The organism is Pantoea rodasii (assembly GCF_002095465.1).
GTDB classification, from domain to species: Bacteria; Pseudomonadota; Gammaproteobacteria; order Enterobacterales; family Enterobacteriaceae; genus Pantoea; species Pantoea rodasii.
Genome location: NZ_MLFP01000086.1, coordinates 796,923 through 809,717, shown reverse-complemented (window position 1 = coordinate 809,717; position 12,795 = coordinate 796,923). Strand labels below are relative to the sequence as shown.

General features: G+C 54.9%; 10 protein-coding genes and 1 pseudogene. 9 read left to right on the top strand and 2 right to left on the bottom strand.

The window, feature by feature from the left end:
* The first annotated feature begins 106 nt into the window (after positions 1-106).
* The 5 genes and pseudogenes from HA45_RS27135 to HA45_RS29390 all read left to right on the top strand — a co-directional run bounded on the left by HA45_RS27135 (position 107) and on the right by HA45_RS29390 (position 5,975).
* Positions 107-1,093, top strand: a complete 987-nt coding sequence (locus HA45_RS27135; RefSeq protein ID WP_100700438.1) for a sugar ABC transporter substrate-binding protein — start codon at positions 107-109, stop codon at positions 1,091-1,093.
* Positions 1,083-2,606, top strand: a complete 1,524-nt coding sequence (locus tag HA45_RS27130; protein WP_100700439.1) for a sugar ABC transporter ATP-binding protein — start codon at positions 1,083-1,085, stop codon at positions 2,604-2,606. Before HA45_RS27135 ends, HA45_RS27130 begins: the two co-directional genes overlap by 11 nt.
* The gene (locus tag HA45_RS27125; RefSeq protein ID WP_100700440.1) at positions 2,603-3,616 is read left to right on the top strand and encodes an ABC transporter permease; all 1,014 of its coding nucleotides are present in this window, start codon (positions 2,603-2,605) and stop codon (positions 3,614-3,616) included. The genes HA45_RS27130 and HA45_RS27125 overlap by 4 nt, the downstream gene beginning before the upstream one ends.
* A complete protein-coding gene (locus HA45_RS27120; RefSeq protein WP_100700441.1) occupies positions 3,609-4,595 on the top strand; it encodes an ABC transporter permease in 987 nt (328 codons plus the stop codon). Before HA45_RS27125 ends, HA45_RS27120 begins: the two co-directional genes overlap by 8 nt.
* Positions 4,588-5,975, top strand: a pseudogene (locus tag HA45_RS29390) (LLM class flavin-dependent oxidoreductase). The gene HA45_RS27120 and the pseudogene HA45_RS29390 overlap by 8 nt, the downstream one beginning before the upstream one ends.
* Here the strand turns inward: HA45_RS29390 and HA45_RS27110 are convergent.
* Complete coding sequence (locus HA45_RS27110) at positions 5,972-7,225, bottom strand: SfnB family sulfur acquisition oxidoreductase (RefSeq protein ID WP_100700443.1); 1,254 nt, start codon at positions 7,223-7,225, stop codon at positions 5,972-5,974. The pseudogene HA45_RS29390 and the gene HA45_RS27110 overlap by 4 nt on opposite strands.
* 106 nt (positions 7,226-7,331) lie before the next feature.
* Positions 7,332-8,363, bottom strand: coding sequence for an NADPH-dependent curcumin/dihydrocurcumin reductase (gene curA, locus HA45_RS27105; protein WP_100700444.1), 1,032 nt, complete (start codon positions 8,361-8,363; stop codon positions 7,332-7,334).
* A gap of 141 nt (positions 8,364-8,504) precedes the next feature.
* Between curA and HA45_RS27100 the strand changes: the two genes are divergently transcribed.
* The 4 genes from HA45_RS27100 (at position 8,505) to HA45_RS27085 (ending at position 12,765) form a co-directional block, all read left to right on the top strand.
* Positions 8,505-8,756, top strand: coding sequence for a helix-turn-helix domain-containing protein (locus tag HA45_RS27100; RefSeq protein WP_100701341.1), 252 nt, complete (start codon positions 8,505-8,507; stop codon positions 8,754-8,756).
* A gap of 207 nt (positions 8,757-8,963) precedes the next feature.
* Positions 8,964-10,319, top strand: coding sequence for an MFS transporter (locus HA45_RS27095; protein WP_100700445.1), 1,356 nt, complete (start codon positions 8,964-8,966; stop codon positions 10,317-10,319).
* Positions 10,297-11,649, top strand: a complete 1,353-nt coding sequence (locus HA45_RS27090; protein WP_100700446.1) for an enolase C-terminal domain-like protein — start codon at positions 10,297-10,299, stop codon at positions 11,647-11,649. Before HA45_RS27095 ends, HA45_RS27090 begins: the two co-directional genes overlap by 23 nt.
* Positions 11,650-12,765, top strand: coding sequence for a lactonase family protein (locus tag HA45_RS27085; protein ID WP_100700447.1), 1,116 nt, complete (start codon positions 11,650-11,652; stop codon positions 12,763-12,765).
* The last annotated feature ends 30 nt before the right edge of the window (positions 12,766-12,795 follow it).

The following is a 12,795-nucleotide window of genomic DNA, read 5'->3' as shown; positions in this document are numbered from 1 at the left end:
AATAGCATTAGAGATAAAATAACGCTGTGTTAATTTCTGATGTGCGCTGTTTTACACATGATACTCACTGTTGTTATTTATCTTATTTTTCCCAGGGATATAACCAATGAAAAAGCACCGCCTGGCCGGTTTATTGTTAACGTCATTATCGCTGTTGTTAAGTCACTCTCTTCTCGCGCAGGCGGAAGAGAACCCCGCGCTCTCTTTGGCCGGAAAACGCATCGGTATCACCGTTGCTGGCACCGACCATTATTGGGATTTGAAAGCGTACCAGGGACAAATTGATGAGGTGAAACGCCTCGGTGGCACGCCGATTGCCTTAGATGGCGGTCGCAAAGAGTCACAACAAATCGCGCAGATACAGACACTGATTGCGCAGAAACCCGATGCCATCATCGAAACCCTCGGCACTGCCTCTGTGCTGGAGCCCTGGCTGAAGAAAATCAGGGATGCCGGTATTCCTTTATTTACCGTTGATACCGCAAGTCCTTCCAGTATTAATGTGACCACCTCCGATAACTTTTATATCGGTGAGCAACTCGCCTTAAAGTTAGTCAATGACCTGCGAGGTGAAGGCAATATTTTGGTATTTAATGGTTTCTATGGCGTGCCGGTTGTCGCCATGCGTTATGACCAATTAAAAGCGGTACTTAAGTGGTATCCAAAAATAAAAATTATCCAGCCTGAACTGCGTGATGTTATTCCCAATACGGTTCAGGATGCTTACGCGCAAATCAGCCAGTTACTGAATAAATATCCGAAAGGATCCGTGCAGGCCATTTGGGCCGCCTGGGACGTGCCGCAAATCGGAGCGACGCAGGCGGTTGACGCTGCCGGTCGCAGTGACATTAAAACCTATGCCGTGGACGGCAGCCCGGATGTGGTTTCGCTGGTCAAAGATCCCAAATCCAGCGCGGCAGCGGTGGTTGCACAGCAACCTTACGTGATCGGCCAGACAGCGGTGCAGAACGTGGCAAAGTATCTCGCGGGTGATCGAACTCTGCCACCGGCAACTTACGTGCCGGCAATTTTAGTCACCAAAGACAACGCAGCAGAAGCGCAAAAAACACTGGGTCAAACGGATGGCAAGTGATCAGCCGTTGCTGCGGCTGGAAGGGATCAGTAAATCCTTTGACGGTATCGCGGCCCTGCAATCCGTTTCACTCAGCGTTCATGCGGGTGAAGTCCACGGACTGATCGGCCATAACGGTGCCGGTAAATCAACGTTGATTAAGGTGCTAGGCGGGATTCACGCTGCGGATAATGGGCGCATTACGTTAAACGGTGCAACCCTCAATCTCGCTCATCCTGCACAGGCGCAGCAGCAGGGCATTGCGATTGTTCATCAGGAGCGGCTGCTGCCCGCTTCGTTAACCGTAGCCGAGGCGTTGCTACTCGGCAACGAACCCCGCTTACCGGGCACGCCGTTTATTTCGCGCCGCAAGATGCGACAACAAGCGGTGCGGTTACTGCAGCAGCATTTTGGTTTAACGCTCGATCCTGATCGATTAATCGGATCGCTGAGCGTTGCCGAACAGCAGCTGGTGCAAATATGCCGCATTTTACAAACCTCGCCGCGCGTCGTGGTATTGGATGAACCCACGGCTGCGCTGGCGCGACATGAGGTGAACGCGCTTTTTCGCGTTATCGATCGTCTGCGCCAGCAGGGCATTGCGCTGATTTATGTGTCGCACTATCTCGATGAAGTCCAGGCGCTGTGCCAAAGCGTCACCGTGCTGCGTGATGGTAAAGACGTGGCGTCTTTTCGCAGCGAGCAGATTTCTACCAGCGCGCTGGTCAGCGCCATGGTAGGTGACGCGCACCAGACGCTTGCGCCACGTGAGACAAAACAAGTCGGCAAGGTGGTGCTTGACGTTAACAATCTCAGTGCTGCAGGTCGATTTCAAAACGTGTCGTTTAAGGCGCGAGAAGGCGAGATTGTCGGTATTACCGGTTTGCTAGGATCCGGTGGCAAGTCGCTGATCCGCGCGCTGTTTGGATTAGAGCAAGGTGTAACGGGGCAACTCCGGTTTAAAAACCAGGAGGGGATTCCCACCTCCGCACACGACGCAGTAAAGCGCGGTATTGCCTTTGTTCCTGAAGATCGTCGTGCTCATGGTATCGCACTGGATGTGAGCTTGCGTGACAACGTCACGCTAACGACAGTACGCCGTCTGCTGCGCTGGGGAGGTGTTTCTGCGCAAGCAGAAAGCGACTTAGTGGCCAACAACATACAACAACTGGCGATACGTGCACCGGGCCAGTTGGCACCGGTGCGCCAGCTTTCAGGCGGTAATCAACAGAAAGTGGTATTGGCAAAGTGGCTCAACATTGAAGCACAACTTTATTTGCTGGATGAACCGACAGTGGGCGTGGATATCGCGGCGAAAGCGGCAATTTATCAAACGTTGCAGCAGTTAGCCGATCGTGGGGCATTAATCGTGGTGTTCTCCACCGACTTACTCGAACTGCAAACGCTGGCGAGTCGCATCATTGTGCTGGCACGTGGTGAACAGGTTGCCACCCTCGATGCGCAGTCCACCAGCCACGAAGATATTCTTTCCTGGGCTTCAGGCACCGGATCACTGTTGGGGCATGCATCATGAGCGATGTCATTCAACCTGCACACGTTGACGCGAGAGAGCGTGTTCGCCGTCGGCAGTGGCTGCAACACGTTTCTCTGATCATTATCATTGGGGTATTGGCGGTGTTTGCCTGGCTGTCGCCGATCTTTTTAACCCTCACCAATCTGGGTAACGTGCTTCAGCAAACTGCAGTGGTGGGGACGTTGGCGCTGGGCCTGACCCTGGTGTTGAGCGGCGGCGGTGTACAGGGTATTTCAGGCGGTATCGATCTCTCGGTCGCGGCGAACCTCGGCCTTAGCGCCGCCGTTTTCGCCACGCTGATCGCGGCGGGCCAGCCGATATCGGTGGCGCTGCTGTTAACGCTCGCCACCGGTGCAGCTGTCGGATTGTTTAACGCGTTCGCCATTGTGTGGTTGGGCATCCTGCCATTGCTGGCGACACTCACCAGTATGAATATTGCCCTCGGTTTAGAAATGGTCTTAACCGGCAATGCCTCGGTGTCTGCCAGCAGCGACTTGCAAAATAGCCTGATTGCTAACGGTCCTTTCAACGTCTCCTGGCTGGGATGGGCCTTTCTCTTGCTGGCATTCATCGCCATCGCCTTGAGTCGTTTCACCGCTTTCGGCATACGCCTGCAGGCGGTGGGCAGCCATCCGCACGCTGCGAATGCAGCAGGAATAGGCGTTAAACGCTATCGATCGTTGAGTTATGTCTTCTGTGGAATCAGTGCCGCACTCGCCGCTGTGGCCTCGGTATCGCTGCTGAGTGGCAGCTCCCCGGGCGCGAATGACAATTTGTTGATGGTGATCGCCGCTGCGCTATTAGGCGTGGTGTTTTCACGTCGTCTGGTGCCGACCTTAGGCGGTGCATTGATTAGCGCATTTTTCCTCAGCCTGATTGCCAATGGTTTCCAACTGGTGAATATCTCCAGCTATTGGATCAACGGCGTAGAAGGTGTGCTGATTATATTCGTGGTGGCATTGACCGCATTATTGCGTCGCCGCCAGCAGAGAGGGACGCAAGGTGTCTGAATTAACCTTACAGCCACAGTCAAAACAGCAGAGGCAGGCCCGTGTCCTGCGTGGGCTGATTGTTTTCACGTTTATTGCACTGCTCCTTATCTTTATCCTCGGCGCGCCCGGTTTCGCCACGCTGTCTAACATTCGCAGCGTGATGCTGAACAATGTTGCGCCACTGGCGATTGTGGCATTGGCGATGACGCTGGTGACACGTATTGGCGCCATCGATCTCTCCGTGGGCACCGCGATTGATGTTGCCTGCCTGGTTTTTGTCACGCTGATCTTGCATCAATACAGCCTGCCGCTGGCGCTGATGTTGGCGCTGCTCGCAGCGCTGTTGGTCGGGGTATTTAACGCCATTTTGGTCACCCAATTAGGCGTCGAGCCATTTTTGGCCACCCTGGGCACGCTTTTTATTGGGCAAAGTGTTCAACAGCTCTCCTCCAATGGCGGGCAACCGATATATCTGCTCAGTCAGACCTTGCCCGATGGCTTCTCGGCCATAGGACACGGAGCGCTGTTGGGTATTCCATTGCCTCTGTGGATGCTGTTACTCGTTGCGCTGGCGCTGTACCAGCTGCTGCATCGCAGCGCCACCGGTCGCGCTTTAAGCGTAATGGGCGAGCAATACAGCGTCGCGTTGCACTCGGGGATCGCGGTTAAACGCCTGACAGCATGGGCGTTTGTATTGAGTGCTTTGATTGCCGGTGTAGTGGGGTTGATTCTGGCGGCCAACGTCAAAGCGTGGGTGCCGTTATCGGGCAACGCCTATCTGCTCAACGCCATTGGCGCCAGCTTCATTGGGGCCGCCTTTGCCCCTTCACGGCGCCCGAATGTCATCGGCACGCTGCTTGGTGTGGTGTTCTTGAGTTTCATTGCTAACGGTTTGCTGTTAATCGGGTGGAACTTCTACTGGCAGCAGGTCGCCACCGGCGTATTTATTTTTATCGTGTTGGCGGTGGGCGCTTTGCGCAATCGCCGTCATGCCTGATAAGGAACGAAGCATGCGCCGTCAGCCATGGTTGTTGTTTGGTTTTATGATGAACGTACCTGGGCATCTTTCTGCGGGATTGTGGCGACATCCGCAAGATGAAGCCTATCGTTACACCGAATTGCGCTATTGGACGGATATGGCTCAGCAGTTAGACCAGGCCGGGTTTGATGCCTTGTTTATCGCAGATGCGCTCGGTCAGCTTGATGTCTGGCAAAACAAACCGGATGCCGCATTGCGTTTGGCGGCCCAGATGCCGGTGAACGATCCGCTGTTACTGGTCTCGGCGATGGCGGCGGTGACCCGGCATCTTGGGTTTGGCATCACGGTTTCGACCACTTATGAGCATCCTTATCTGCTCGCCAGAAAATTCACCACGCTGGATCATCTGACGCAAGGGCGGATCGCGTGGAATGTGGTGACCTCAATGCTGAACTCCGCTGCGCGAAACCTGGGGCTTTCACAACAAATTCCCCATGATGAACGTTACGATCGCGCGCAAGAGTTTCTCGATGTCACGGGAAAATTGTGGGAGGGCTCCTGGGAAGAGGATGCGGTACGGCGTGATAAACACAACAGCGTTTACAGCGAACCCAGCAAAGTGCACGCCATCCAACATCAGGGCCGCTGGTATCAGGTGCCGGATGCCCACCTCAGCGAGCCCAGCCCACAGCGTACGCCGGTATTATTCCAGGCGGGGACATCCAGCCGTGGGGCGCAGTTTGCCGCGCGCAATGCAGAAGTGATTTTTTAGGTGGCGTCACGGCACAGGCTATCGCCGAAGATATCCATCGCATCCGCGCGCTGGCGGCGACAGAAGGTCGTGAGCCAGGCACGCTGCGTTTTGTCACGGCGATCACAGTGATCACGGCGGAGTCAGATGAGGCCGCCCACGCCAAACTGTTGGATTATCAGCAATACATCAGTGAAGAAGCGGCACTCGCGCTGTTTTCTGCCTGGACGGGGATTGATTGGTCGCAGGAGGATCTGGACACACCGCTGGCGTTTCGCGAAACCGATGCATGTCGTTCGGCATTAGCCAGTCTGACGCGTATCGATGACCAGAAACGCTGGACGCTGCGTGATGCTGCGCGCTACATCGGTATTGGCGGTTTGCATCCGCTGTTAGTGGGCGGGCCGGAGAGCATTGCCGATCAGCTGGATACCTTCGCCGCAGAATCTGGTGTTGATGGCTTCAACCTCACCTTAGCCATCAGTCCGGGGAGTTTTAGTGATTTTATCGAACATGTGATGCCGATCCTGCGCCAGCGCGGGCGCGTACGTGCTCAGCCTGAACAGCCATTTACCCTGCGCGAACGCCTGTTTGGTCAGCCTCGTTTAGGCGCTGACCATCCGGCATCACGTTTCCGTCGCGGTTAACTCCACGCATGACGCGGCGGTGGCGTGCCGTTGAGGTAATAATTCCCCACATGGTAATACTTCCAACGCACCGGATCGTGCAGGGTGTGCGTGCGCGCATTTCGCCAATGGCGATCAAGATTATATTCCTGCAGCGTTGAGCGCGTGCCCGCCAGTTCGAACAGCTTGTTGCCCGCCAGTATTGCGATTTCGGTGGTCAGCACTTTAGCTTCGGCCGTGGCGACGGTGGCCTCTGCCACCTGAACCTCATCGGGTTGTTGCAGTGCGCGATCAATGGCTTCCCCGGCACGCCACAGCAACGCCTCTGCTGCGTGTAAGCGAATCTTCAAATCGCCAACTGCCGCGAGCGTGAAGTGATCGTCTGAAGCCCGCTGCTGGCCACTATCAATCCATGGACGGGAACGTTCACGCACGAACAGCAGCGTATCCTCAATGGTGCCGCGCGCGATCCCGACATCCACTGCGGCTTGAATAATCTGTGAAATTGGGCCGGCAGCGGTAGGGCGCTCAAAGGCCTGATAGGCCGGTATCACCCGCGAAACCGGGGCACGGACATTTTCCAACAGCACCGTGCCGGATGCGGTGGTTCGCTGGCCAAAGCTGGACCAGTTATTTATCACTGTGAGTCCTGGCGTGTTCCGATCCAACACGATGAGGTGCGCACGATCCTGATCGTCAAGTGCCACGGCATGGATGCGATGGGCCAGCAAAGCGCCCGTGGCGTAGAACTTCTCGCCGTTGATGACCACCTCGTCACCTTCGCGACGAAAACGGGTCTGGAAGTCGGCAACGGTGGGTGAGTTTTTCTCCGAGAAGGCATTGCCCCAGCGCAAGCCGGCTAATACCTCACCGAGCAGCAGTTGTTTTTGCGCTTCGCTACCGTCCTCGACCAAATGTGCCACACCTGCGAGGTGGTTCTGCGGCAGTTGTCCAAGCGCAGAATCTGCTGCAGCAATGATGGCGATCACCCTCGCAACCGTGGTCCATGAGACGCCGGCACCGCCATATTGTCGGGGAATGGCCATGGCCCACAAACCGCTTTGCGAGAAAGCATCCAGTTCTTTAAGGGGCAAAATGCCTTCTCTGTCGCGTAATGCCGCATCGCGCGCAAACTCATGCGCCAGACGTTGAGCAATGGCAATCGCTTCAGCATCGTCGCGGATAATATGCGCAGGATTTTCAGGAAGTGGCACAGCGGCTTCAGCCAGCTGCGAATTGACTTTCAAAACAGGCGATGGTGTGAGCGACATGAGAACTCCTGACAGTCATTGAGGGAACTATCTTCTCATGTGCTCGTTGCACCCCATATCTCAATTCAGGCTATGCAAAGTAAGAAACCGTCGATAAGACAAACTGTTACTCGCTGACTTTGACTACGGTTTTACCAAAGTTCTTGCCCTTCAGCATATCGAAGAACGCCTGTGGCGCGTTTTCCAATCCATCAATCATGTGCTCGCGATAATGAATTTTTTGCTGTTCAACTAATGGCGTCATTGCCTGTAAAAATTCCGGATATCGATCACCGTAATCCTGGAAAATAATAAACCCCTGCAGACGAATGCGGCGTTTCAAGATCCCGCTCAGGATTTGCGGCGTGCGGTCCGGGCCAGCGGGTAGGGTTTTGCCACTGTTATAGGTTGAAACCAGCCCACACACCGGCACGCGCGCGGCGGTGTTCAACAGCGGGAACACGGCATCAAACACTTTGCCACCAACGTTCTCGAAATAGATATCAATCCCGTCCGGGCAGGCATTCGCCAACTGTTCAGCAAAATCCTCGCGATGGTGATCGATACAGGCAGAGAAACCCAGTTTTTCAATCGCGTAGCGGCATTTCTCTTCACCACCCGCCACGCCAACGACATGGCAGCCCTTGAGCTTGCCGAGCTGCCCGGCGGTGGCACCCACCGGGCCCGTCGCGGCGGCGACCACCAGGGTTTCCCCCGCTTTTGGCTGTCCAATGTCCATCAGGCCCATGTAAGCAGTGAAGCCGGGCATACCTAAGATTCCCAGCGCCCAGGATGGATGGGGCAGATCGCCGATTTTCGCCACCCCGGTGCCATCCGATACTGCATAACGTTGCCATCCGCTGCCTGCCAGCACCCAATCACCGTTTTTGAAATCGGGGTGCTGCGATTCAACTACCTGCGATACCGTGCCGCCCACCATCGGTTGATCGAGCTGTGCTGGCGGAGCATAGGATTTAGTGTCATCCATGCGCCCACGCATATAAGGGTCCAGCGACAGGTACGCGGTGCGGAGCAGCATTTCACCCTTTTTGATGGAGGGAATAGGTTGTTCAACGAGCCGGAAATTTTCTTTGGCCGGCTCGCCGTCGGGGCGCGATGCCAGTAGCCACGCTTGATTGCTGTCAGATAATTGCGTCATGTAAACCTCTTTGCCTATTTTGATCAGGCAAGTGTAGTAGAAACCTGTTTAATAGTTTTTCGCAATCTTTCAATGTTGCTATATGATAACAATCAGGTCTTTTTCTTGTTTATGTTGCTATATAACAACATTTGGAGGCGTATGCTGCCAGGCATGCAGGATATCGGCATAAAGTGCCAGGAAAAACGTAAAGCAAAAAAGTGGACGCAAGCTACAGCAGCCTCGCATTCAGGTGTCCACCGCACAGTGATCTCACAGATCGAGAACGGCCACTATTCAGGATCTCTTAAAGCACTGACGTTGTATCTCAATGCGTTGGGATTAAAACTGTCTGTGCAGTCAGCAGGCATACCTCAATTAGACGATTTGGAGGCGCTGTTTAGCGACGATTGATGTCACTCCCCTGACTAAATCACTACGCTTATTCCCAGTGAGCCAGCGCACAAACCCACACAAAACTTTACGCTGGGAAAACCGCTAACACCTTGAACTTAAAAGCCCCTTCAACATCTGCACAAACGGTCTCGGGCATTCTCACATAACCGCTCTTTAATCGGCTGCGTATACCTATAACGGTGCTTATAACCCAATAGGTGACGCATGACGGTTCAACAATCTTATGATTTAGCAGCAGATCACGACACGCATATCGCCTCCGCAATCGCTAAGTTTTTCCGTCGCATCATTCCGATGCTGGCGCTAATGCTGATTGTTAACCAGATCGATCGGGCCAATATCGGTTTCGTCAAAGCTGAATTACAAACCGATGCCGGCATCAGTGCGGCCGCCTTTGGTTTAGGCGCAGGGTTGTTCTTTATTGGTTATGCGCTGTTTGAAGTCCCCAGCAATATGATGCTGAAAAAACTGGGCGCGCGCGTGTGGTTGACGCGCATCATGATCACCTGGGGCATGGTGGTGGTGTTAACCGGTTTTGTTAGCACGCCGCTGCACTTCTACGTCCTGCGCTTCTTGTTGGGCGTGGCAGAAGCAGGATTCTTTCCTGGCGTGTTGTTCTATTTCCGCCAATGGGTGCCGAACGCATGGCGCGGCCGGGCTACAGCAATGGTGTTAAGTGCCACCGCCAGCGCTTTCCTGTTTTCCGGCCCGCTGACCGGCGCGATTCTGATGCTGCATGAAGTGAATGGCCTTGCCGGTTGGAAATGGGTGATGTTCCTTGAGGGGGGCGGTTCGATCGTGATCGGTTTGCTGGCCGCACTGGTTCTGGTCTCCAAACCCCGGGATGCCAAATGGCTAAATGACAACGAAAAGCGCGCGTTGCAACAGCAGCTGGCGTTGGAAGATGCCGCGCGTGACGTGCATGCCAAAGAATATGGCCGCTGGGGTTTATTGCGCGATCGCAGCTTGCTGTTCTATTGCCTGATTTTTTTCACCATGACCATGACCGGTTACACCCTGGTATTCTGGCTGCCGCAAATTATCCAGCGCATTCAAGGCTATAACAGCTTTGAAATTGGTTTGCTGACCGCCGTCCCATGGCTGTGTGCCATTGTTGCCTTGTTCCTGCTGGGAAAAACCACCGATCGCTATCGCCACCAGCTTGAAAAAGGCCTGGGTATTGCCATGCTGATCGCCGCCTGCGGTACCTTTATGGCTACCATGGGTTCACCCTGGTTCGGATTTGCGGCGATGATCGTGGCCTGTATTGGCTCAAAAGTCAGTGCGGCCTTTTTCTGGCCGATGCCGCAAAGCGAATTACCCGCCTCCATTGCCGCTCCTGGCATCGCCTTGATCAACTCGATCGGTAACCTTGGCGGTTTCTTTGCGCCCACCGTGTTTGGCTATCTCGAACTTCATACCGGCAGCACCACCGGCGGACTGTATGCGCTAACCAGCGTGTCAGTGATCACCGGCGTATGGCTGCTGCTGCGCCGTAAACCTATTACTCCTGCATTCGCTCACACGGAGGAAAACCATGTCCGACACACCAGTCATTAATGCTATGCGCATCATTCCGGTCGCCGGATACGACAGCATGCTGCTGAACATCGGCGGGGCGCATAATTGTTACTTCACCCGCATTTTGGTGATCCTCACCGATACATCCGGCAACAGCGGCGTGGGGGAAACTCCGTGCCATGCATCAACCCTACACCTGCTGGAGCAGTTTCGTCCGTTGATCATAGGCAGCTCGCTGATGCGCGCCAACGCCACGCTGAGCCAACTGTTTGCCAGCGATGCGCGACAGCAACACACATCGCACACCAACGACATTCATATTCCGCAGATGAATCCAGAGAAGTTTTATAACGCGGCAGCGGCAATCGAAGCGGCGTTACTTGATCTGCAGGGCAAATTCCTCAATTTACCGGTAGCGGATCTGCTCGCCAGCGGTAAGCAACGAGACCGCATTCCGGTGCTGGGCTATCTGTTTTATATCGCTGACCGCAAGCGTACCAATATGCAGTATCGCTCGGGTGATAACGAGCCAGAGGGTTGGTACAACTTACGTCATCAACCGGCGATGGACAGTGCAGCGGTGGTGCGACTCGCCGAGGCAGCGGTAGAGCAATACGGCTTTCGCGACTTCAAGCTCAAAGGCGGTGTACAGCGGGGTGAAGACGAGGTGGAAACCGTTGAAGCCTTGCTATCACGTTTTCCCGATTCGCGCGTCACCGTTGACCCCAATGCCAGTTGGTCGCTGAAGGAAGCGATTCACTTTGGCAAACAGTTGGCCGGCAAAGTGCCATATCTGGAAGACCCTTGTGGTGCTGAACAGGGCTATTCCGGGCGTGAAACCCTGGCCGAATTTCGTCGCGCCACCGGTGTGCCGGTTGCCACCAATATGATCGCCAATGACTGGCGCCAGTTGCAGCATGCCTTGCAGCTCAACGCTATCGACATTCCACTCGCCGATCCCCATTTCTGGACGATGCGTAATGCCAATGTTGTGGCACAGCTGTGTAACGAATGGGGCCTCACCACCGGTTGCCATTCCAATAACCATTTTGATGTGTCATTAGCGATGGTTGCCCATCTTGGCGCCGCCGCGCCCGGCGATCGCCAGACGGCCTTCGATACCCATTGGATATGGCAGGATGGCCAGCAACTTAGTCATCAGCCACCGCAAATTCGCGATGGCTATCTGGAGCTGCCGCCGGGCCCAGGCTTAGGTATCGAGCTGAATATGCAACGTGTCGAGCAGGCGCATGCACTCTACAACGCTTTGCCTGATAAGAACCGCAACGATGCGCTTGGCATGCAGTTTTTGATTGATAACTGGCGTTTTGATGCCAAACGACCGGCTTTGGTAAGGGAAGGAGCTTGAATGAAGAAGACGTTTCAGATGGCCACATTATTGGCGGCGATGGCACTCAGTGCGCCGCTGCTGGCAAAAACCTTTGTCTATGTTTCAGAAGCCGATGACGGCACTATCGCGCGTTATGCGCTTAACGATGAAACCGGTGCCTTACAACTCCTTGGCCGCACCCAGACCGGCGGAAAAGTGATGCCACTGGCGCTGAGTGCCGACCACCAGCATTTGTATGCGGCAATTCGCAGCAAACCCTTGCAGTTGCTGAGTTGGCGCATCGATCGCACTACCGGCGATCTGAGCAAAATGGCGGAAGCGCCCGCTACCGCCAGTTATCCCTATATCAGCACCGACAAACAGGGCCGCTTCCTGCTCGGCGCCTCTTACGATGGCGATGTGGTGCACGTGTATCGACTGGACAAAGAGGGCAAGGTGATAACGCCGCCGGTTGGTAGCTATAAAACCGGGCACGCGGCTCATTCGGTGATCGTTGATGATGTGGGTCAAACCGCCTACGTCGGCAATCTTGGCACGGACCGCGTGTTGCAGTTGAAGCTGAATGAAGAGGGCGAACTCAGCGCGCTGGGCAACGGTTACGTCAAAACCAGCGCTGAAAATGGTCCGCGCCATTCGGTATTATCGCCGGATCAACACTATCTTTATAACGTCGGCGAGATGGGCGGCATCATTACGCAATTCCGCCGTGAGCCGAGCGGTGAACTGGTGAAGGTAGGTGAAACGCCCAACGCAGTGGCCGTCGAGTTTGCTCTGCAGCACGGCAAGGAGCGGCCTGCAGGATACAGTGACACCACACCGCGCATCTGGTCGGCCGATATCCACCTGACGCCAAACGGTCGCTTCCTTTACGTCACCGAGCGAACCAGCAGCACGGTCACCGGTTATCGGGTCGATCAGGGCAGTGGCAAACTCACGTTGATCGGCAGCTGGCCAGTGGAAAAACAGCCGCGCAGCATTGCCATCACGCCTGACGGCCATTGGTTAATCGCCAGCGGTGAGAAAAGCGCGGTGACCGGCAGTTACGCCATCGATGCCGAAAGTGGGGCGCTTAAGCGAGTCAGCGAAGCTCCCGCGGGCAAAGATGCCAACTGGGTCACGGTCGTTAGCTACTGAATATCGAACATGCGATGATCTGGCGCAGGT

Excerpts from the sequence above, each read along its gene's own strand:
- HA45_RS27090 (WP_100700446.1), top strand. The coding sequence starts at position 10,297 with ATGTCCGACACACCAGTCATTAATGCTATGCGCATCATTCCGGTCGCC.
- HA45_RS27135 (WP_100700438.1), top strand. The coding sequence starts at position 107 with ATGAAAAAGCACCGCCTGGCCGGTTTATTGTTAACGTCATTATCGCTG.
- HA45_RS27095 (WP_100700445.1), top strand. The coding sequence starts at position 8,964 with ATGACGGTTCAACAATCTTATGATTTAGCAGCAGATCACGACACGCAT.
- HA45_RS27085 (WP_100700447.1), top strand. The coding sequence starts at position 11,650 with ATGAAGAAGACGTTTCAGATGGCCACATTATTGGCGGCGATGGCACTC.
- HA45_RS27125 (WP_100700440.1), top strand. The coding sequence starts at position 2,603 with ATGAGCGATGTCATTCAACCTGCACACGTTGACGCGAGAGAGCGTGTT.
- HA45_RS27130 (WP_100700439.1), top strand. The coding sequence starts at position 1,083 with ATGGCAAGTGATCAGCCGTTGCTGCGGCTGGAAGGGATCAGTAAATCC.
- HA45_RS27100 (WP_100701341.1), top strand. The coding sequence starts at position 8,505 with ATGCTGCCAGGCATGCAGGATATCGGCATAAAGTGCCAGGAAAAACGT.
- HA45_RS27110 (WP_100700443.1), bottom strand. The coding sequence starts at position 7,225 with ATGTCGCTCACACCATCGCCTGTTTTGAAAGTCAATTCGCAGCTGGCT.
- curA (WP_100700444.1), bottom strand. The coding sequence starts at position 8,363 with ATGACGCAATTATCTGACAGCAATCAAGCGTGGCTACTGGCATCGCGC.